We start from the raw sequence: 21,789 nt of genomic DNA on the forward strand, positions 1-21,789 counted from the left end.
ATGAAAGGCGGATATTCTATGGTACATATAGTAGGAGCAGGCCCGGGCAGCCCGGACCTGATAACGGTAAGGGGACAACGGCTTCTTGGGGAAGCTGACGTGGTTATTTATGCAGGTTCCCTGGTGAATCCTGAGCTTCTGGCCCTTGCAGGGAAAGGGGCGGCTGTGTATGACAGCGCAAGGATGACGCTGGAAGAGGTGATGGATGTTGTGGAGCAATCCCACCGGGCAGGCCTTGCTGTTGTGCGGCTGCATACAGGCGACCCATGTTTATATGGGGCCATCCGGGAGCAGATGGACTGGATGGACAGGAAAGGAATCCCATATGACATATGCCCTGGTGTAAGCTCTTTCTGCGGCGCTGCATCTGCCCTTGGGATGGAGTATACCCTTCCGGATGTGACCCAGAGCGTGGTAATCACCAGGATGGCCGGCAGGACGCCGGTGCCGGAGAAGGAATCCATACGCAGCTTTGCAGCCCATGGGGCTTCCATGGTGATATTCCTGAGCACGGGTATGCTGGAGGAATTGTCACAGGAACTGACGGCAGGCGGATACAGGGAGGATACGCCCGCTGCCATTGTTTACAAAGCCACGTGGCCCGGGGAAAAGGTGGTGCGCTGTACCGTGGGTACGCTTAAGGAGTCTGCGCAGCGGGAAGGGATAAGGAAGACGGCGCTGATTATCGTGGGGGATAGTGTGGCTCAAAGCGGATATGAACGGTCCAAGCTGTATGACCCTGTATTCACGACTGAGTTCAGGACAGGGCGGGAAGATGCTGGTATGGGCAATATCAGGCCAGGCACCATGTATGTGGTGGGAATGGGGCCGGGGAGCATGGACCAGATGACAGGCGCTGCCCTGGAAGCGTTAAAGCGCTGTCAGGTCATTGCCGGATATACGGTTTATGTGGATTTAATCCGTGAGCATTTTCCTCATAAACAGTTCCTGACAACGGCAATGACAAGGGAAGAGGAACGGTGCCGGAGGGCACTGGAATGCTGCATGGAGGGCAAGGACACGGCCATGATATGCAGCGGAGACGCGGGCATCTATGGCATGGCGGGTCTGATACTGGAGCTGGCGGGACAATATCCCGGAGTACAGGTGGAAATCGTGCCGGGGGTTACGGCTGCCAGCGCAGGCGCTGCGGTGTTGGGAGCGCCTTTGATGCATGACTTTGCGGTCATCAGCCTCAGTGACAGGCTGACTCCTTTGGATGCCATATGGAACCGGGTGGAGTCGGCTGCCCAGGCGGGCTTTGTCATCTGCATGTATAATCCGGCCAGCAAGGGAAGACCGGATTATTTCAGGCAGGCATGTGAGCGGATCCTTAAGTACCGGGGTGAGGATACGGTGTGCGGCCTTGTATCCAATATAGGCAGGGACGGACAGCACATGGAGGTGATGAGCCTGGGGGAAATGAAGGACAGGGCTGTGGATATGTTTACAACCGTCTATATAGGCAGCCCGCAGACAAGGAAAATCGGGCAGTATATGGTAACTCCCAGAGGCTACAGGTATGAGGGATGACAATGCATGGAATGATATGGCGGAAAAGGGCAGCCGGATAAGGCAGAAAAAGGCAGTCCTTTTTGCAGGAACAACGGAAGGGCGTCTGCTTGCAGCGTATCTGGCAGGCCTTGGCTGCCGGACGGTTGTGTGTGTGGCAACGAAGTATGGGCGGGATGTTCTGGAGGGGGGAAGCCCGGATAACAGCAACCCGGATAACAGCCTTCTGGATATCCGGCAGGGCCGCCTGGACCGGGAGTCCATGGAGGAACTGCTGGAAGAAGTCCGGCCGGGGATGGTGATTGACGCCACCCATCCATATGCAACGGAGGTGACGGAGAATATTAAACAGGCATGTAAGGCATTTCCTCAGATCCGGTTCATCCGTTGCCTGAGAAGGGAAAGCGGTCCCACAGGTGATGATGTCATCCATGTGCCGGATGTAAAATCCGCGGTTCAGTGGCTGGCAGGACGGGAGGGCAGCATACTGGTCACGACAGGCGTTAAGGAGCTTGCTGTTTTCTGCAGCCTTCCGGATTACCGGCAGAGGATATTCGCCAGGGTGCTGCCGTCCGTGGAATCCGTGGACATATGCAGGAAGCTGGGATATGAAGGACGGCATATCATTGCCATGCAGGGACCGTTTTCAACGGAAATGAACCTGGCCCTGTTAAGGGAGTTTCAGTGCCGGTTCCTGGTGACAAAAGACGGCGGAAGGGCCGGGGGGATGGATGGGAAGCTGGAGGCTTCCAGGGCGGCAGGGGCACAGGCCGTGCTGATTGACAGGCCGGAAAGCGCCGGGGGTATTTCCCTGGAGGATGTAAAAATACAGATAAAGGAGTGGATGGAACATGAGAGATGAGAACACATTTTCCCAGGAGCTTCGGCCGGTCGTGTATCTGGTCGGTATCGGTATGGGAGGGGAGGACCAGCTCACCGGACGTGCCATGGACTGCCTGGAAGCTGCCCAGGTCATAACCGGGGCTGACCGGATGCTTGAGAGTGTGCACCCTTACACCGAGGGAAAGCGTGTGTTTTCCGCCTACAAGCCCAGTGAGATGGTACAGTGGCTGGGAAGCTTTAAGTGGGAGGAGGCGGCGCTGGTGCTTTCCGGCGACACCGGATTCTACAGCGGTGCGGAAGCAGCAGCCAAGGCATTCATGAGGGAAGGATGGGATGTGGAATATGTTCCGGGTGTGTCCAGCCTGTCCTACTTTTGCGCCAGGCTGGGGAAGAGCTGGCAGAACGTCCATCCAATCAGCAGCCATGGGCGGGAGTGCGATGTGGTGGCCCATATAAGGAACCACAGGTCCTGCTTTATCCTGCTGGGCGGACCAGGAAGCGTGTCCTCCCTGTGCAGGCAGCTGGTGAGCAGCGATATGAGCCATGTGAATATATGGGCCGGAGAAAATCTCTCATATGAAGATGAACGTATTACCTGGGCGATGACGCCTGCTGAACTTATCATGGAGGATGAGCACCGGCCCTTTGGAAGCCTGGTATGTGTCCTGGTGGAAAATGACGAAGCGCTTGAGGGACAGCTTTATCCGGTAAAGGGGCCTGAGGACAGTGAGTTCATCCGGGGACAGGTTCCCATGACAAAGGCAGAGGTGCGCAGGCTGTCATTGGAAAAGCTCCGCATTGGGGATGGGGCTGTCTGCTATGATATCGGGGCAGGGACTGGTTCCGTGGCAGTGGAGATGGGGCTGGAAATCCGGCGCAGGGGAGGCAATGGGGAGGTTTATGCCATTGAGCGCAGCCTGGACGCCCTTCAGCTGATACAGTCCAACTGCCAGAAATTCCATGGAGGCTGGCAGGGCTTCCATATTGTGGAGGGCGAGGCGCCGGAGGCAATGGACGGACTGCCGATGCCGACCCATGCGTTTATCGGAGGAAGCGGCGGGAAGATGCCGGCAATCGTGGAGGCGCTTCTGGCAGCCAATCCACAGGTAAGGATTGTGGCAAATGCCATTACGCTGGAAACTGTTGGGGAGATTCTGGACTGCATGAGGAAGTTCGGATTCCAGGATACGGAACTGACCCAGGTACTGGCGGCAAAGGTGGAAGTGGTTGGCGCCTATCATATGCCAAAAGCACAGAATCCGGTTTATGTTGCAGTGATGCAGAACCCGTCTTTGGACAGTGAGGAGATCCAATGGCAGGAGTTATGATAGCTGCTCCTAAAAGCGGCAGCGGAAAGACCATGATTACCTGCGGCCTCCTTAAACTCCTTGACAGGAAAGGATGGAACCCGGCCCCCTTCAAATGCGGCCCTGATTATATTGACGGCCTGTTCCACAACAAGGTGCTGGGATTGGAAAGCGGGAACCTGGACAGCTTTTTTGAGGAACCGGACCATATGCGTGAGAAAATTTCTCACATATCTGCAGACCGTTTTGTGGTGGCCGAGGGAGTCATGGGTTACTTTGACGGTTTAGGAGGAATTTCCGCGAAGGGCAGTACGTGGGAAATCTCCCAGATCCTTGAACTGCCTGTCATCCTGGTGGTGGATGCCAAGGGAGCCAGCCTGTCTCTGGCGGCCCAGGTCAAGGGATTCCTGGAATATGTTCCCAGGGATGAGGAAGGAAAAGAAATCAAATGTGTCAACCGGATCGGAGGTATCCTGTTTAACCGCATATCCCCCATGATATATGGAAGGGTAAAGGCGCTCATAGAGGAACAGCTCCACGTTCCGGTCATCGGCTATGTGCCGGAGCTTGATTTCCTCCAGGTGGGAAGCAGGCACCTGGGCCTGGTCCTGCCGGATGAGATAGACGGGCTTAAGGGACAGATGGAGCGGCTGGCTGACTGCATGGAAAAGACAGTGGATCTGGATGTGCTCTCCATGATTAGCGGCGGTAAGGGAGAAGCAGCGGAATTAAATCCTGGGAGGGGGCATCGTGCCCGGCCGGGAAAAGCGGATTCAGGCAGGGAGCATCGTGCCCAGCAGGGGAATCCGGATTCTGACAGAAATCAATATCCGAATCCAGGGAAGGCGGATTCCGATGAGATGAATTGCCGTCAGATGTGGTGTGGAAAAAGTGGAACGGTACCTTTTGCCCATGGATGTGAAAAAAACTCAGACAGACAGTTTTACCTGGGCGTGGCCCTGGACGAGGCGTTCTGCTTTTACTACAGGGACAACCTGAACGCCCTGGAACATGCAGGGGCCAGGCTGGTATACTTCAGTCCCCTCCACGATGAAACGATACCGGATTATCTGGACGGCCTGCTTTTTGGAGGGGGATATCCCGAGAATTATGCAGGGGAACTGGCTGGCGGTATATCCATGCGTTCTTCGGTGGCTGATGCGGCGGGCCGGGGAATGCCCATATTGGGAGAATGCGGAGGTTATCTATACCTGCTTGAGACATTGCAGGGCATTGACGGGAAGGACTATCCGATGGCGGGCGTGCTGCCCGGCCGCGGCTTCAGGGGAGATAAAAAGGGACGTTTCGGTTACATCACCCTTAGCCCGGACGGAACCCTTCCGTACATACTGCCGGGCATGGAGATAAAGGGCCATGAGTTTCATTACTGGGACTGTGAATGCGGGGATGAGGAATACAGGATGACAGCCAGGAAACCGGTGGGCGGCAGGTCATGGCGCTGCATGCGGACCAGGGGGGATGTGCTGGCTGGCTTCCCCCATCTTTATTATCCCTCCTGTCCTGGATTTGCAGAGCGGTTTGCAGACAGATGCATCATATTTGGAAGGAAAATGGGACATGAATCTTGATGAAGTGATAAAGTCAGTAAAACAGGCTGATGAGGCAGCCGTGAAACAGGCCCTCAGGCGCTGGGACCAGGTGGCAAAACCCCTTAACAGCCTGGGTGTCCTGGAGGAGGACATTGTGCGGATTGCAGGGGCATCCGGCACAGCCGCAATCGACATCAGTAAGAAGGCCATTGTGGTGATGTGCGCTGACAATGGAATCGTGGAGGAGGGGGTGACCCAGACCGGACAGGAGGTCACTGCCATTGTGGCAGGAAACATGGCAAAGGGCTGTTCCTGTGTCTGCATCATGGCAGGGAAAGCCGGTGCGGATGTCATCCCCATTGATGTGGGGATAGCTGGTCATGACCCCATTCCAGGCGTGCTTCCAAGAAAGATTAAAGAGGGCACGCAGAATTTCCTGAAGGCCCCGTCCATGAGCCGCGGCCAGGCCCTAAGGGCCATGGAGGTGGGAATCAGGCTTGCGTATGAACTGAAGGAAAAGGGATATGGGCTGGCCGGCTCCGGGGAGATGGGGATTGGCAATACAACCACCAGCAGCGCAGTGCTGTCCGTGCTTCTTGACCAGGAGCCGGAGGCGGTAACCGGGCGCGGCGCAGGGCTTACCACGGATGGATACAGCCGGAAAATCCAGGTCATAAAAGATGGGATTGCCCTTCACCGGCCGGACCGGTCAGATCCGGTGGACGTGCTTGCCAAGGTGGGGGGATTTGATCTGGCGGCCCTGGCTGGTTTTTACATAGGATGCGGGATGGTACGTCTTCCTGTGGTGCTGGATGGCCTGATTACCGGTGCGGCAGCCCTGGCAGCAGTTGGAATCTGTCCCAGGGTCAGGGATTTTTTGCTGGCCTCCCATGTTTCGGCAGAGCCTGCAGGGGAAATGGTGCTGGACGCCCTGGGCCTTCGGCCTGCCATCCGGGCCGGGATGTGTCTGGGGGAAGGGACTGGGGCGGCTGCACTTTTTCCGCTTCTTGACATGGCGGCAGCCGTATACACGCAGATGAGCAGTTTTGAGGAAATCCAGGTGGGCCAGTATGAACACCTGGTCTGATACATATCTGACATCAACGGTACCGGAACAGTATTCCATGAAATCCGAAGGGAGGAGTGGCCTGTGATTTATCTCGTGACAGGCGGCAGCGGCAGCGGCAAATCAGAATACGCGGAGAACCTTGTGATGGCCTCAGGCTGCCCTGTGCGTTATTATGTGGCAACCATGACCGTGTATGGGGAAGAGGGAAAGGCGAAGGTCCTCCGCCACCAGGAACTGCGCAGGGGAAAGGGATTCATCACAGTGGAATGCCAGGCAGATGTGGGTACGGCCCTGTGCGGTATCAGGAACAGCAATCAGGAGAAGGCCATCCTGCTTCTGGAGTGCGTGTCCAACCTGGCTGCCAACGAGATGTTTGCAGATGGGGGGGAGGGACAGGGAAATGTCTCCATTGACAAGCTGGCAGACAAATTGCTCAAAGACATCCTCTGCCTGGCATCCCAGGTAAAGGATATGGTCATTGTGACCAATGAGGTGGCGTCCGACGGTATCATATATGATTCAGGGACGGCAGGGTACATACGCCTTATGGGACTTGTCAACAGTCGCCTTGGGGCATGTTCCCACCGGGTTGTGGAAGTGGTATATGGAATCCCTGTTGTATGGAAAGGGTAAGGTTAAAAATCCTGTTATACGCAAAAGGATAAAGGAGAGGAGCTGAGTAATGGTATGAATGGAATTTATTCCTGCATAATAGCTGTTTCCATGTATTCCAAGATCCCCATGCCTGCGGTGGAATGGACAGAGGAACGGATGCGCCATGTCATGTGCTTTTTTCCATTTGTGGGACTGGCCCAGGGGGGAGTACTGGGACTGTGGTTTTATCTGGGGCTGGATGTGTTTGCACTGAATCCCCTGACGGCTGCGCTGATAACGGCAGCCATTCCTCTTCTGGTTACAGGCGGAATCCACATGGACGGCTTCATGGATACCATGGATGCCATCCACTCCTATGGTGAACGGGAGAAAAAACTGGAAATCCTGAAAGACCCCCATCTGGGGGCATTTGCCGTCATATCACTGGCAGTCTATCTTCTCCTGTATCTGGGGGTGGTGAATGAGTACGTGCAGTATCTGTCCGGCTGCGAAGGGGATTTTAGGTTCCTGCTTTACGTGATGCCTGGAGTGGTATTTGTGATGGAGCGGGCATTCAGCGGACTCTCGGTGGTCACATTCCCATCTGCCAAAAAGGACGGGCTGGCTGCTGGGTTTGCACGGACCGCACAAAAGCGTACGGACAGGATTGTGCTGGCCGTCTGGCTGGTCATATGCCTGGCCGTTGCAGCTGCCCTGGGATGGAGGGCAGGCGGATTGGCCGGGGCGGCTGTTTTAAGCCTTGGCCTGGGATTGGGCCAGCTCCTTGTGTTCTGGTGGTATTACAGGATGTCATTAAAAGAATTTGGCGGAATCACAGGGGATCTGGCAGGCTGTTTCCTTCAGGTGTGTGAACTGGCCGGACTGGCTGTGCTGGCGGCGCTGTTAAAGACAGGGATACTGGGAGGTCATGTCATATGATTTTGGTTATCGGAGGAAGAAGCCAGGGCAAGAGGGAATTTGTCCAACAAAACCTTATACCGGAGGCGGATGCAGGGACGGTCCGGTGGGCGTCCGGCGGGGACGGGGGATGGGAATCCTATATGAACAGCAGGTACTGCTGTGATTTCCATCTGTTTATCAGACGTCTCATGAGCCATGAGCTTGGGGTTGGAGCCAACGGGGATCCCTGGAAGCCCGGGGATGAAAAACAGATGGAAGAAATCCTGAAAGCCTTGCTGGAAGATGCCCCGGACCGGATTCTGGTGACGGATGAGATTGGCTATGGGATTGTTCCGGCAGATGCCATGGAACGGCAGTACCGGGAGGAAACAGGACGTCTGTGCTGCCTGGCGGCAAAGGAGGCCGATGAGGTCTGGCGGGTCTTATGCGGGCTGGGACAGAGAATAAAGTGACTATGCTGGGACAGGGAGTAAAGTGACTATACTGGGACAGGGAATAAAGTGACCATATGGAGGACGGAATAGGAACATGGCTGGATGGTTTGGATTATGGAAATTACATGGGATGGCGCTGCTTGCAGGATGTGTCCTGGACTGGATCCTCGGCGATCCGTATCATTTCCCGCACCCGGTCCGCATGATGGGGCGGATGATTACATGGCTGGAAGGATACTTTAGGAAATGGATGGGCGGCAGGGAACTGGCAGCCGGTTTTTTCCTCACAGCCGCCATGTGCGTGGTGTGGTGCCTGGTTCCGTGGGGCGTACTGTATGCATTGCGGCAGATTTCATTTCCCTCCCTCTGGATCCTCCCCTTTTGCGTTGAGACAATCATCTGTTACCAGATGCTTGCAGCCAGAAGCCTGTGCACGGAGAGCATGAAGGTATGCCGCAGCCTGGAGGCCGGGGATGTGGAAGGGGCCAGGACCCACGTGTCCATGATTGTGGGAAGGGATACGGCGGTGCTGGACCAGTACGGTATTGCCAGGGCTGCCATTGAGACCGTGGCGGAGAATGCGTCCGACGGGGTAGTTGCCCCCTTTCTTTTCATGGCCCTGTTTGGACCGGTGGGAGGAATGTTTTATAAAGCAGTTAACACCATGGACTCCATGATAGGGTATAAGAATGAGAAATATATCCTCTTTGGAAGGGCGGCGGCAAAACTGGATGATATCTTAAATTTCATTCCGTCCCGCCTGACCGGAGGCCTTATGGTGCTGGCCGCCTTTCTCCTTCCGGGAATGGACGGAATCCATGGATGGCGCATCCTGATGCGGGACAGGCATAAACATGCAAGTCCTAATTCAGCCCAGGCCGAGGCTGCATGTGCAGGCGCCCTGCATCTGAGGCTGGCAGGGGATGCCTGGTATTTCGGGACACTGCACAGAAAGCCCTTTATCGGGGATGATGACCGCCCGGTGTGTCCGATGGATATTAAGAAGGCCAACCAGCTCATGTTTACAGTGGAGATGATCCTGATGGCCGCGCTGACAGCCATCCTGGTCCTGACATGACCTGTACACGATATAAAAGGTGATTATACGGAAAAAGTATTAGTGGAAATAGGATTTTACGGAAAACAGTGTTTGTGAAGATTCATGGAAAATAAAATGGACAAAAAGCAGTGTTTGTAAAGGTTTGTAAAGAATGGCTTGAGAGGAGAACCGATTCATGCAGTATCAGCACGGCGGGGATATTTACACCCGGGAAATCGATATGGACTATTCCGCCAATTTGAATCCCCTGGGGCTTCCGGACGGGGTAAGGAAGGTACTGGAATCCTGTATACATACGGATGTGTGCAGCGTATACCCGGACAGCCGCTGCGGGAAGCTGCGGGAGGCGCTGGGCCGGTTTCATGAAGTGCCGGAAGAATGGATTATCTGTGGAAATGGAGCGGCGGACCTGGTGTTCGGACTGGTCCATGCCTGTATGCCAAGGAGAGGACTGGTGACAGCCCCGGCTTTTTCCGAATATGAACAGGCAATGGTGACATGCGGATGCAGGGTGGACCACCTGTTCCTGGAGGAAAAGGAAGGATTTTCGCTGGATACGGAGGTCCTTCTCCAGCGGATTACAGGGGCGGCAGGGGAAGGCAGGCCATATGACATGGTATTCCTGTGCAATCCCAATAATCCAACAGGCATACCTGTACCGGCAGGGGAAATCAGACGGGCGGCACAGGTATGCCGTGGTTATGGCACGCGCCTTATCATGGATGAATGCTTCTGTGATTTCCTGGATGGACCGGAGGCATGCTCCGTGATTCCGTTCCTGGAGGAATACCCCAATCTTTTTGTGCTCAAGGCATTTACCAAGCTGTATTCCATGGCAGGACTGCGGCTGGGATACGGTCTTTGCAGTGATGGACACCTCCTTGAACGCCTGGGTGAGGTGAGGCAGCCTTGGTCCGTGTCGGGCCTTGCCCAAAAGGCAGGCGAGGCAGCCCTTAAAGAGCAGGATTTCGTCAGACGTACGAGGGAAGTGGTTGGGACGGAACGGGAATGGATGCGGGTAGAACTGGAAAAACTTGGGTTTACCGTATATGACTCCCAGGCCAACTATCTGTTTTTTAAGGTATTTCAAGGAAAAGGGGATGCCGGGCCGGACAGATGGGATACTGGGCCGGACAGAGGGGATACCGGGCCGGACAATGGAGATGCCGGACAAGGCGGCCCCGCAGGGCGGGACATGGAAATGCCCGCAAAAGGCTGGCTGTACCACCGGTTGTTGAAGCACAAGGTGCTCATACGGAGCTGCAGCAATTATCCAGGACTCAATTCCTCCTTTTACCGGGTCTGTGTAAAGACAAGGGAAGAGAACCAACGGCTGATGGAGTACATGACGAAAGCAGTAAAAGAAGAAACAGGGCAAGGCGGGATGGCTTAAAGTGAACAGCACAGCCCCCAAATGAACGAACAGAGGAGAACGATAATGGCGAGACCAATCATGATTCAGGGAACCATGTCCAATGCGGGAAAAAGCATCCTGGCAGCCGGACTTTGCCGTATATTCATGCAGGACGGATACAGGACCGCGCCCTTTAAATCCCAGAACATGGCATTGAATTCCTATATTACATCGGAGGGCCTGGAGATGGGACGGGCACAGGTGGTCCAGGCAGAGGCGGCAGGCATACGCCCCCACGTGGATATGAACCCAATCCTGCTGAAACCCACCACGGATGTGGGATCCCAGGTGATTGTCCATGGCATTTCCAGGGGCAACATGAAGGCCAGGGATTACTTTGCCATGAAACGCAGCCTGATTCCGGAAATCATGGCATCCTATGAACGGCTGTCCAATGCCTATGACATCCTTGTCATTGAGGGCGCGGGAAGCCCGGCGGAAATCAATCTCAAATCAGACGATATCGTGAACATGGGCCTTGCGAAGCTGGTGGACGCCCCGGTGCTGCTGGCAGGTGATATTGACAGGGGCGGTGTGTTTGCCCAGCTTTACGGCACCGTGGCCCTTCTGGAGCAGGAGGAACGGAAGCGGGTTAAAGGGCTTATCATCAACAAATTCCGGGGGGACAGGTCCATACTGGACCCCGGGACCGCGATGCTGGAACAGCTGTGCGGCATACCGGTCATGGGGGTGGTGCCCTACATGGATGTGGATATTGAGGATGAGGACAGTTTAAGCGCCCGTCTGGACAATGGTCAGGCCCCCGGTCTGGTGGACCTGGCGGTCATCCGTCTGCCCAGGATATCCAATTTCACGGATTTTAATGTGTTTTCCAGGATACCCGGGGTATCCTTGCGCTATGTTTCCAGGGTTTCAGAACTGGGGACGCCGGATCTGGTATTCCTTCCGGGTACGAAGAATACCATGGATGACCTGCTGTGGATGCGCCAGAACGGCCTGGAGGCCGCAGTGCTTAAGCTGGCCCATAAACAGGTACCCATATGGGGAATCTGCGGCGGATACCAGATGCTGGGAGAAGTGCTCAGGGATGTTTCCGGTGTAGAGTCCGCAGGCGGCAGGGAGGTTGCAGGTATGGGGCTGCTGCCGCTGAGGACTGAGTTCCAGGAGGAAAAGGTAAGGACCCAGGTGGAAGGTTCCCTGGGAGAACTGGACGGTGTCCTGGCGCCCTTATCAGGCAAATGCATCAGCGGCTATGAAATCCATATGGGCCGCACGTCCATTGACCGGGAACATGGGGCCATGGATACCGCAATGCTGGTGTCCTGGCGCCGGGAACCCGTCATCTGCCGCCCGGCCTCCTATGTGATGGAGGTACAGGATACGGATCAGCAGGGCTGTGAGAGGAAACGGGTGAAGGAGGACGGATGGAACCGGGGGAATATCTACGGGGCCTACATCCATGGTATGTTCGACCATCCGGGGATAGCGGAGACGATTGTATCCTCACTGGCGGCACGGAAAGGGATATCCATGGATGAGGTCAGGGAAGGGGATTATGAAGCCTACCGGCAGCAGCAGTATGATAAGCTGGCAGATGTACTGCGGTCCAGCCTGGATATGGATGCCATTTATAAGATGATGGGGTTATAGGGCGCGGAAAGACCGCTTTTTAAGGTAATGGCGGCAATGGACCCGTAACAGACCAATAGCAGACCGGCCATGGGATGTCAGACGAAATAGTAACAGACCGGCAGCAGGGGCTTTGGGATACCATGCTCCAGACTGCCATATAAGGAGACAAGACAGAATGTTAAATATACAATTGGAACAGGTGCTTCCCTCGGAGATAGAGCGCCGCAGTTTTGAACTGATTGACCAGGAGCTGCAATCCATGGGAATCCGCCTGGAGCCGGAACAGGAGCCGGTCATCAAGCGGGCCATCCATACAACGGCTGATTTTGAGTATGCCGGGAACCTGGTGTTCTCTGAACACGCGGTGCAAAAGGGGATTGACGCCCTCAGACAGGGGGCTGTGATCATCACGGACACCAATATGGGATGGTCCGGGGTGAATAAGAAGAAACTGTCTTCCCTGGGAGGGGAAGCGCTCTGCTTCATGGCAGATGAGGACGTGGCCAGGGAGGCGGCTGAAAAGGGGACCACCAGGGCAGTGGCCAGCATGGAGAAGGCGGCCCGGTTATTTGGAAGGAACCGTCCCTGTATCTTTGCCATCGGCAATGCCCCCACTGCCCTGATCCGTCTTTATGAACTGGTGAAGGAGGGGAGCATTACCCCGGCCCTGGTCATAGGGGCGCCGGTCGGTTTCGTGAACGTGGTCCAGTCCAAGGAACTGATCCTCACGCTTGGGGATACGCCCTACATCGTGGCAAAAGGAAGAAAGGGGGGCAGCAACGTGGCGGCCGCCATCTGCAATGCCCTCCTTTATCAGATTGGATGATTGGGTAAATGATTTATTTTTTTCCGTTCCAGCAGTAGGTGCAGAGCTTACATGGGGAAATGCCGATGGATTCCACCAGGTCGTCCAGCCTGTGGTAGCGGAGTGTGGTAAAGTTAAGGCGTTTCCTGATTTCCTCCATCATTTCCTTGTAATTACCACTGTCCGGGTTGGCATAGTCTGCCAGCAGTTCATCTGATACGCAGTCACCTTCCCGGTCCTTGATGATACGTCTGGTAATCAGGTCCAGCTCCGAGGAGGAGCGGGAGAAATTAAGATAGGGGCAGCCAAACATCAGGGGCGGGCAGGCGGGCCGGATATGGACTTCCTTTGCGCCGCTCTGGTATAGGAATTCAGAGGTTTCGCCCAACTGGGTCCCCCTGACAATGGAATCGTCAATCAGCAGCAGTTTTTTGCCTCGGATCAGCGCGTCCACGGGAATCAGCTTCATTTTCGCAATCAGGTTGCGCTGGCCCTGGTTCTGGGGCATGAAGGAACGGGGCCAGGTAGGTGTGTATTTGATGAAGGGGCGTGCAAAGGGGATGCCGGATTCATTGGCATAGCCGATGGCATGGGCGATTCCCGAATCAGGTACGCCGGCCACCACGTCAGGCCTTGCCTCGTCCCGTTTGGCCAGAAGCTTTCCGCATTCATAGCGCATGCTCTCCACGTTCACCCCCTCGTAGGTGGAGGTGGGATAGCCGTAGTAGACCCAGAGGAAGGAACAGATTTTCATCTCCTGTCTTGGGGGACTCATGGTTTCCACTGATTCCGGGGTCATGAAGACGATTTCCCCGGGGCCAAGCTCCTTGTAGTCGGAGTAGCCCAGGTTGATAAAGGCAAAACTCTCAAATGAGGCGCAGAAAGCGTCCTCCTTTTTTCCGATTACAACAGGTGTCCTGCCGTATCTGTCCCTGGAAGCGTAGATGCCTTTTGGGGTCAGCAGCAGTATGGTCATGGAGCCCTCAATCCGCTCCTGGGCATACAACAGCCCTTCCACCAGGGAAGACTTCTGGTTGATCAGGGCAGCCACCAGCTCCGTGGAATTGATGCGCCCGTGACTCATTTCCATAAAATGTATATGTCCGTTCCTGTATGCTTCCTGTATCAGCTCGTCCTGGTTGTTGATCTTGCCCACCGTGGTGATGGCAAAACTTCCCAGGTGTGACTGGATTAATAAGGGCTGGGGTTCGTTATCGGAAATACATCCAATCCCAAAATATCCCTCCAGCTCGTTTAAATCGCCGTCAAATTTTGTACGGAACGGGCTGTTTTCTATATTATGGATGGAGCGGGCAAAGCCCTGTTCCCCATACACGGCCATGCCGCCGCGCTTTGTACCAAGATGGGAGTGGTAATCGACTCCGAAAAAAAGATCCAATGTACAGCTGTTCTTAGATACAACACCAAATATTCCGCCCATGTATATTCCCTCTTTGATAGTAGTGGTCTGTCATTCTGCCTGTTACAGGACTTATCATAACATATATTAGCATTAAAGGACAATATGAATGATATATTATTTATACTTATAATGCCTCATAAGCAGTGCAGGACATCCGGGGAATTGCAAAATAATAGGACTCATTGTATAATTAATGGATATATTAACAGCCAGGATTTCAGAAAGATATTTTATCATAGAGGAGAAAAGGGGCATTCATATGGACTTATACAGGATTATTCTGGTGGATGACGAGGAAGAGGTCAGACAGAGCATCATCAGGAAGATTAACTGGACAGAAGCAGGGTTTCAGGTTGTGGGGGACGCGGAGAACGGGGAGGACGCCATGGAGAAGGTGGAGGCACTGGAGCCGGACCTGATCCTTACGGATATCCGTATGCCGTACATGGACGGGCTGACCCTGGCGGAGAAGGTGCGCCAGAAATATCCCTCCATCAAAATCGTCATATTTTCCGGATACGATGACTTTGAATACGCCAAGCAGGCCATCAAGCTGAATGTGACGGAGTATATATTAAAGCCCGTGAACGTGGAGGAGCTGACCGCCATCTTAAAGCGCATCAAATCCAACCTGGACGAGGAAATCGAACAGAAGCGGAATGTAAGCCTGCTGCGGGAGAACTATATCAAAAGCCTTCCCATCCTGCGCGAACAGTTCATCAACGAGCTGATCAGTTATCCAGTGCCGGAAGAAACCGTGGCCGACCGTCTGCAGGAATATGACATACCCCTTGCCGGGGCCAAGAAGTGGGTGGCTGCCGCCATCGATATCGAGCCGGAGGAAATCCGGGGCAGTGCCATGCTCCCCCTGCACAAGGAGAAGGACCTGATTCCCATCTCCGTGATGCAGATCGTGGAGGAGAAGTTAAGGAATTACTGCCGCTGCGCCCTGGCCACCTCGGCCAGGACGGCGGCGGCGGAGATTGCGGTCATTGCGGCCATTGACGGGGAGAACAGCCAGACCGGGCTGATTGATGTATTGGGTGATATCTGCAAGGAGACAAAGAAAATCCTGGAGGTCCCCATCACGGTGGGAATCGGCCACGGGTGCCAGGCATTGTCTGAAATCAGCAGTTCCTACAAGGCTGCGGTGGACGCCCTTGGATATAAGGCCATCGTGGGAAGCGGGAGCACCATCTACATCAATGACGTGGAGCCGGTCAGCGGCGGTAAGCTGCAGTTTGACGGCAAGGACGAGGCGGAGCTGATTGCGGCCATCAAGTTCGGCCCCAGGGAAAAGATAGAGGAAGCCGTGCGCAGCGTCATGGATAAGATGAGCGATGCAAAGGTGCATTTCCGCCAGTGCCAGGCTTATATGCTGAGCGTGTCCAGCAGCATCATACAGAGGATCCAGCAGCATGACCTGGATATGGCCCAGATCCTGGAGGAGGGGGAGGAGCACGAGGATACCTTTGCCCTGATTCCCAAGATGCAGAAAAAAGAGGATTTCAGCCAGTGGCTTCTGTCCGTGGCCCTGCGGATGAACCAGGTGATGAACCAGGAACGTGACAACACCATGAAGCAGGTAATCCAGGAGGCCAAGGAATATATCATGGACAATTACCAGGATCCGGACCTTTCCGTGGAGAAAATCTGCCGCCACCTGCATATGAGCCCGGCCTATTTCTCCACCATGTTCAAGAAGGAGACGGGACAGGCTTACATCGCCTACCTGACCGAGGTCCGGCTCAACAAGGCGGTGGAGCTGCTCAATAAGACCGATGACAAGACCTATGTGATTGCATCCAAGGTGGGGTATCAGGAACAGAACTATTTCAGCTATGTGTTCAAGAAACGCTTCGGGATTTCCCCCACTAAGTTCAGGGGAGCGAAAAGGTAAGGAGACGGACATGCTTTTTGAAAAGCAGAGGCAGGGGGTGCAGAAGGCCAGCATCCGCTACATCATATTCATTTATTTTACGCTGACCGCCCTGGCTGCCAGCGTATTCATCGGAATTTCCCTCTATACAAGGCTGTCGGGACAGATGGCGGACACCATACAGGAAGAGAACCAGATACTGATTAACCAGATTAACCGTTCCATGGATTCCTACCTGCAGACAGTGATGAAGCTGTCCGATTCCCTTTATTACGGCGTAATCAAGAACGCAGACCTTTCAGACGGTTCCATTGGCAGCGAGATTACCCTTCTCTATGACAATAACAAGGATAATATTGAAAATATCGCCCTGCTGTCCAAGACCGGGCAGATGCTGGAATCCGTGCCCGCGGCCAGGCTCAAATCCAATATAGACGTAATCGACGAGAACTGGTTCCAGAACACCCTTTTAAAGACGGAGAACCTTCATTTCTCCACACCCCATGTACAGACAATCTTCGATGGAAGCGAAAGCCAGTACCGCTGGGTCATTTCCATGTCAAGGGCAGTGGAAATCACCAACGGTCCCTATACGGACCAGGGCGTGCTGCTCATTGATATCCGCTACAACAGCCTGGAACGGCTGTTTGACGGCGTGAACCTGGGCAACGGCGGATATGCGTACCTGATTAGCAGCGATGGGGAAATCATCTACCACCCAAAGGCCCAGCTTATCGACTCCGGCATTGTCAGGGAGAACAACCTGGAGGCGGCCGGCCTTAAGGACGGCAATTACGAGGAGGTATTCGGCGGGGAAAAGCGGATTGTGTCCGTGAAGACCGTGGGATATACGGGATGGAAGATTGTGGGCGTGACGCCTCTTGACGGCATGTCCCTCAACAACATCAAGACAAAGCTTCTGATGGTGTTCATCATCGCCTTCGTGCTGTTCATCCTCTCCATCATCAACTCCTACATTTCCACCAGGATCACGGATCCCATCAAGGAGCTGGAGAAGGCGGTCAATGAGATTGAGGAAGGAAACCTGGAGGTGGAGGTGAAAAGCGCCGGTTCCTATGAGATACAGCATCTGGGCACTTCCATCCAGAGCATGGCCAGACGGATCCGGAAGCTGATGAACGATATTGTGGCGGAGCATGAATCCAAGCGGAGAAGTGAATTTGACACCCTCCAGTCCCAGATCAACCCCCATTTCCTCTACAATACCCTGGATATCATTGTGTGGATGATTGAAAATGAAAAGCAGTCCGAGGCCGTGAAGGTGGTGACGGCCCTTGCAAGATTCTTCCGCATCAGCTTAAGCAAGGGAAAGAGCATCATCCCGGTAAGGGACGAGCTGGAGCACGTGCGCAATTACCTGATGATCCAGCATATGCGCTATAAGAATAAATTCACCTATGCCATTGAGGCGGATGAGGATGTCCTGGAACTGGCAAGCTTAAAGCTCATGCTCCAGCCCCTGGTGGAAAATGCCATCTACCACGGCATGGAGTTCATGGACGGGGACGGGGAAATCCTGGTCAGGGCATGGCGCCGGGAGGATGACCTTTATATGAGCGTGTCCGACAATGGCTTAGGCATGACCCGGGAGCAGGTGGACCGCCTGTTCTCAGCCGCGGACCATATGCCCTCAGGCAGGGGGTCGGGTATCGGCGTGAAGAATGTGAATGAGCGGATCAAGCTCTATTTTGGAACTGGTTACGGCCTTGAAATCCAGTCGGAACCAGATGAGGGAACCACGGTGACGGCGCATCTGCCGGCCATTTCCTATCAGGAAGCAAAGAAAGAGGAAGCCTATGTCAAATAAAGGGAAGATTCTCTGGTGCATATGGGCCGGTATCCTGGTCCTGCTGTTTTTGATGTCCTCCACGGACCTTATCATCAAGGAAAAGGAAATCGAGGTATACCCGGTTTCCGTCATCATCGACGGGGACAATGATGACTACTATGTTAATTTAAAAAAGGGCATGGAACAGGCGGCGGTGGAGTTCCACGGGGACGTCAGCTTCATCACCCTTTACGCCGACCATGACCAGGCACAGCAGACGGAGCTGGTGAAACGGGAAATCAGGGATGGGGCGCGGGCTGTCATCCTGGCTCCGGTGAAGCCGGAGGAGGCGGTCAAGGAGCTGGAGACCATGAATCCGGGCTGCCCGGTCCTCTTTCTTGGCCGTCCCCAGTCCAGCGGCAGGGTGGCGGATACCATCGGTGTGGACAGCCAGGAGATTGGAAGGATGCTGGGGGAGGCCGCTGTATCCCAGGCCCCGAAGGACGTCCCGGTCTATCTCTTTTGCAAGGGGTTAGACTATGGGGACGGCGCCCTGGTCTATGAGGGGGTCAGTGGCGTGCTGGAGGAACATGGGTATGATTACCGGCTCATTGAGAAGAAGAACCAGGACACATATAGGCAGGCTGTCCAGGAAACGGATTCCCCCGGCAGCGGCAAGATCACCATCATAGCCCTGGATGTACAGTCCCTGGACCAGGCAGCCCAGATACTGGAGGAGGACACCATATACCAGGGCAGGGTGTCAGGGCTTTACGGAGTGGGGAGCACCACATCCTTACTCAGGGCGCTGGAAAAGGGGATTGTCACGGGGATGACGGCCTATAACCAGTTTGACGAGGGATATTTAAGCGTGAAGCAGGCGGTGGAAGCCATCCAGGGCACGCACCAGAAGCAGGAGACGCGGCTTACGGCCATCTACGTGGATAAGGACAGGCTGAGGGATAAGACATATGAGAAAATGTTCTATCCCATTGAGTAGCGGAAATCGGGAAAATGAAAGGGGTATGGGCCATGAAGCGGAATTGGATTTATTTACTGGCGGTTTGTTTAGGAATCGGCATCCTCATAGGGTTCTGGCAGTACAGGGAAAATGAAGGACAGCGGCAGACAAAGAAGAATTCCATCCGCATCGGGGTCCTTCTCTACCGCGGGGATGATACCTTCATCGGAACCCTGCGCGCAGGCCTGGAGGATAAGGCAAAGGAATATGAACAGAAAACAGGAATTAAGGTGAAGCTGGATATCCTGGACTCCAAGGGAAGCCAGAATACCCAGAACAGCCAGGTGGAGCGCCTGATTTCCCTGGGCTGTGACGCTTTGTGCATCAATAGCGTGGACCGTTCATCGGCTTCCATCATCATTGACAAAGCCATGGATGCGGGGACCCCTGTGGTGTTCTTTAACCGGGAACCGGTGGAGGAGGACATGAACCGCTGGGAAAAGCTGTACTATGTGGGCGCGGATGCAAAGGAATCGGCGGTGCTCCAGGGAGATGCCCTGGTGGATGCATACAGGAAGGATTCCCGCACCCTGGACGCCAACGGGAACGGTCTGGTGAGTTATGTGCTCCTGGAGGGGGAGACCAGCCACCAGGACTCCCTGATCCGCACGGAGTGGTCCATCCAGACATTAAAGGACGGAGGGGTTCCCCTGGAGAAGATTACAGGGGGGATTGCCAACTGGGACAGGAGCCAGGCTTCCGCCCTGATGGAACAGTGGCTGAAGGAATACCCGGGACAGATAGAACTGGTGGTCAGCAACAATGATGACATGGCCCTGGGCGCTATCGACGCCATGAACCGGGCCGGGATCGGGGCCAATTCCATCAAGGTGGTGGGCATTGACGGCACCCCGGTGGGCATAAAGGCCCTGGAGGAGGGAACCCTCTTCGCCACCGTGGAATCGGACAAGGAACGTTACGCCCAGGCCATATTCGACATTGCCTGGAGCCTGTCCCTGGACCAGGACCCTAAGTCCGTGGTACCGCTGGTCAATGGGAAATATTACTGGTGTCCCCAGCGGGTCCTGACCCAGGAGGAGGCAAAACTGCTTAAAAATAAGTAAGCTCCCATAAAAACCTGATAAAAAAATACAGAATCAAAGAAATTTTATAATCATTCTTTAAAAATCCTATGGAAAAATGCACAACCAGGCCGTATAATGGCCTTGTTGTTAAGCAAAAACAACCAAAGACAATCATAATATTTATAAGGGAGGAATTCAAAATGAAAAAAGCATTAAGTGTTGCCCTTGCGTGTTCCATGGCATTATCACTCGTTGCCTGCGGCGGCGGAAGCAAGCCAACGGAAGCACCAACAACAGCAGCCGCTGGTGGTGATACCACAACTGAGGCAGCAGCTGACACGACGACCGAGGCAGCAGCAGCTGACAGCGGCGCAGAAATGGCCAACAAGGACAAACCATTGGTATGGTTTAACCGCCAGCCATCCAGCAGTGCTACAGGACAGCTGGATATGACAGCCCTGAATTTCAATAAGGATACATACTATGTAGGTTTCGACGCCAACCAGGGCGCTGAGCTTCAGGGTACCATGGTTAAGGATTACATCGAGAAGAACATTGACACAATCGACCGCAACGGCGACGGAATCATCGGTTATGTCCTGGCAATCGGGGATATCGGACATAATGACTCCATTGCACGTACAAGAGGCGTCCGTAAGGCTCTTGGAACAGGCGTTGATAAAGACGGCAACATCAACAGCGATCCGGTTGGTACAAACGCAGATGGCACAGCCACTGTTGTACAGGACGGCTCCATTGAAGTGGGCGGCAAGACATACGTGGTCCGCGAGCTGGCTTCCCAGGAGATGAAGAACTCCGCAGGAGCTACATGGGATGCAGCTACCGCTGGTAACGGAATCGGCACATGGTCTTCCTCTTTCGGCGACCAGATTGATATCGTTGTATCCAATAACGACGGCATGGGCATGTCCATGTTTAACGCATGGTCCAAGGATAACAACGTTCCTACATTCGGCTATGATGCAAACAGCGACGCAGTTGCTGCCATCGCAGAAGGCTACGGCGGCACAATCAGCCAGCATGCAGACGTACAGGCATATCTGACACTTCGTGTGCTTCGTAATGCACTGGACGGAGTTGACATTAACACCGGTATTGCAACACCAGATCCAGCAGGTAATGTCCTGAGTGACGATGTATATGTATACAGGGCAGATGAGCGTTCCTACTACGCCCTGAACGTTGCTGTTACTTCTGACAACTACCAGGATTTCATGGATTCCACCATGGTTTATGCACCTGTATCCAACCAGCTGGATGCCAGCACAAGCCCTGAAAAGGCTGTATGGCTGAACATCTACAACTCAGCTGATAACTTCCTGGGTTCCACCTATCAGCCGCTGCTTCAGAAGTATGATAAGCTTCTCAACCTGAAGGTTGACTACATCGGCGGTGACGGACAGACTGAGTCCAACATCACAAACCGTCTTGGAAATCCAAGCCAGTATGACGCATTTGCCATTAACATGGTTAAGACAGATAACGCAGCTTCATACACATCTCTGCTTGAGCAGTAATAATCATTGAAA

The 21,789-nt window shown here is 54.3% G+C and carries 18 protein-coding genes; 17 read left to right on the forward strand and 1 reads right to left on the reverse strand.

Annotated features, from left to right (window positions below):
* The first annotated feature begins 18 nt into the window (after positions 1 to 18).
* The 12 genes from cobM to MCJ35_RS07990 all read left to right on the forward strand — a co-directional run bounded on the left by cobM (position 19) and on the right by MCJ35_RS07990 (position 13,123).
* Positions 19 to 1,533, forward strand: coding sequence for a precorrin-4 C(11)-methyltransferase (gene cobM / locus MCJ35_RS07935; RefSeq protein WP_025482139.1), 1,515 nt, complete (start codon positions 19 to 21; stop codon positions 1,531 to 1,533).
* Complete coding sequence (cobK, locus tag MCJ35_RS07940; RefSeq protein ID WP_240299436.1) at positions 1,523 to 2,374, forward strand: precorrin-6A reductase; 852 nt, start codon at positions 1,523 to 1,525, stop codon at positions 2,372 to 2,374. The genes cobM and cobK overlap by 11 nt, the downstream gene beginning before the upstream one ends.
* Positions 2,364 to 3,683, forward strand: coding sequence for a bifunctional cobalt-precorrin-7 (C(5))-methyltransferase/cobalt-precorrin-6B (C(15))-methyltransferase (locus MCJ35_RS07945; protein WP_025482138.1), 1,320 nt, complete (start codon positions 2,364 to 2,366; stop codon positions 3,681 to 3,683). Before cobK ends, MCJ35_RS07945 begins: the two co-directional genes overlap by 11 nt.
* Positions 3,668 to 5,251, forward strand: coding sequence for a cobyrinic acid a,c-diamide synthase CobB (locus tag MCJ35_RS07950; RefSeq protein WP_025482137.1), 1,584 nt, complete (start codon positions 3,668 to 3,670; stop codon positions 5,249 to 5,251). Before MCJ35_RS07945 ends, MCJ35_RS07950 begins: the two co-directional genes overlap by 16 nt.
* Positions 5,241 to 6,299 (forward strand): nicotinate-nucleotide--dimethylbenzimidazole phosphoribosyltransferase, encoded by a 1,059-nt coding sequence (gene cobT, locus MCJ35_RS07955; protein ID WP_025482136.1) that lies wholly within the window; start codon positions 5,241 to 5,243, stop codon positions 6,297 to 6,299. Before MCJ35_RS07950 ends, cobT begins: the two co-directional genes overlap by 11 nt.
* Positions 6,300 to 6,362: 63 nt before the next feature.
* Positions 6,363 to 6,914 (forward strand): bifunctional adenosylcobinamide kinase/adenosylcobinamide-phosphate guanylyltransferase, encoded by a 552-nt coding sequence (locus MCJ35_RS07960; RefSeq protein ID WP_025482135.1) that lies wholly within the window; start codon positions 6,363 to 6,365, stop codon positions 6,912 to 6,914.
* 54 nt (positions 6,915 to 6,968) lie between these two features.
* On the forward strand, positions 6,969 to 7,814 hold the full coding sequence (locus MCJ35_RS07965; protein ID WP_025482134.1) for an adenosylcobinamide-GDP ribazoletransferase: 846 nt from the start codon (positions 6,969 to 6,971) through the stop codon (positions 7,812 to 7,814).
* Positions 7,811 to 8,248 (forward strand): bifunctional adenosylcobinamide kinase/adenosylcobinamide-phosphate guanylyltransferase, encoded by a 438-nt coding sequence (locus tag MCJ35_RS07970; RefSeq protein WP_025482133.1) that lies wholly within the window; start codon positions 7,811 to 7,813, stop codon positions 8,246 to 8,248. Before MCJ35_RS07965 ends, MCJ35_RS07970 begins: the two co-directional genes overlap by 4 nt.
* A 76-nt stretch (positions 8,249 to 8,324) precedes the next feature.
* Entirely contained in the window at positions 8,325 to 9,308 is a 984-nt protein-coding gene (cbiB, locus tag MCJ35_RS07975) for an adenosylcobinamide-phosphate synthase CbiB (protein ID WP_025482132.1), read from the forward strand.
* 157 nt (positions 9,309 to 9,465) lie between these two features.
* A complete protein-coding gene (locus MCJ35_RS07980; protein WP_025482131.1) occupies positions 9,466 to 10,683 on the forward strand; it encodes a pyridoxal phosphate-dependent aminotransferase in 1,218 nt (405 codons plus the stop codon).
* Between the two features lie 45 nt (positions 10,684 to 10,728).
* On the forward strand, positions 10,729 to 12,315 hold the full coding sequence (locus MCJ35_RS07985; protein ID WP_155858371.1) for a cobyric acid synthase: 1,587 nt from the start codon (positions 10,729 to 10,731) through the stop codon (positions 12,313 to 12,315).
* 157 nt (positions 12,316 to 12,472) lie between these two features.
* On the forward strand, positions 12,473 to 13,123 hold the full coding sequence (locus tag MCJ35_RS07990; protein WP_120058246.1) for a precorrin-8X methylmutase: 651 nt from the start codon (positions 12,473 to 12,475) through the stop codon (positions 13,121 to 13,123).
* Between the two features lie 13 nt (positions 13,124 to 13,136).
* On the opposite strand, the gene MCJ35_RS07995 is transcribed toward MCJ35_RS07990, so the two are convergent.
* The gene (locus MCJ35_RS07995; RefSeq protein WP_008725232.1) at positions 13,137 to 14,543 is read right to left on the reverse strand and encodes an amidophosphoribosyltransferase; all 1,407 of its coding nucleotides are present in this window, start codon (positions 14,541 to 14,543) and stop codon (positions 13,137 to 13,139) included.
* A 241-nt stretch (positions 14,544 to 14,784) separates the two neighbouring features.
* Here MCJ35_RS07995 and MCJ35_RS08000 point away from each other — a divergent pair, with 241 nt between their 5' ends.
* The 5 genes from MCJ35_RS08000 to MCJ35_RS08020 all read left to right on the forward strand — a co-directional run bounded on the left by MCJ35_RS08000 (position 14,785) and on the right by MCJ35_RS08020 (position 21,777).
* On the forward strand, positions 14,785 to 16,425 hold the full coding sequence (locus MCJ35_RS08000) for a response regulator (protein WP_008725233.1): 1,641 nt from the start codon (positions 14,785 to 14,787) through the stop codon (positions 16,423 to 16,425).
* Between the two features lie 10 nt (positions 16,426 to 16,435).
* Positions 16,436 to 18,232 (forward strand): sensor histidine kinase, encoded by a 1,797-nt coding sequence (locus MCJ35_RS08005; RefSeq protein ID WP_025482129.1) that lies wholly within the window; start codon positions 16,436 to 16,438, stop codon positions 18,230 to 18,232.
* On the forward strand, positions 18,222 to 19,193 hold the full coding sequence (locus MCJ35_RS08010) for a substrate-binding domain-containing protein (protein WP_025482126.1): 972 nt from the start codon (positions 18,222 to 18,224) through the stop codon (positions 19,191 to 19,193). Before MCJ35_RS08005 ends, MCJ35_RS08010 begins: the two co-directional genes overlap by 11 nt.
* A gap of 32 nt (positions 19,194 to 19,225) precedes the next feature.
* Complete coding sequence (locus MCJ35_RS08015; RefSeq protein ID WP_008725236.1) at positions 19,226 to 20,278, forward strand: galactose ABC transporter substrate-binding protein; 1,053 nt, start codon at positions 19,226 to 19,228, stop codon at positions 20,276 to 20,278.
* 161 nt (positions 20,279 to 20,439) lie between these two features.
* Positions 20,440 to 21,777, forward strand: a complete 1,338-nt coding sequence (locus MCJ35_RS08020; RefSeq protein ID WP_025482124.1) for a substrate-binding domain-containing protein — start codon at positions 20,440 to 20,442, stop codon at positions 21,775 to 21,777.
* The last annotated feature ends 12 nt before the right edge of the window (positions 21,778 to 21,789 follow it).

The sequence above is a fragment of the Enterocloster sp. OA13 genome (assembly GCF_022440595.1).
In the GTDB taxonomy this organism is placed as follows: Bacteria; Bacillota; Clostridia; order Lachnospirales; family Lachnospiraceae; genus Enterocloster; species Enterocloster hominis.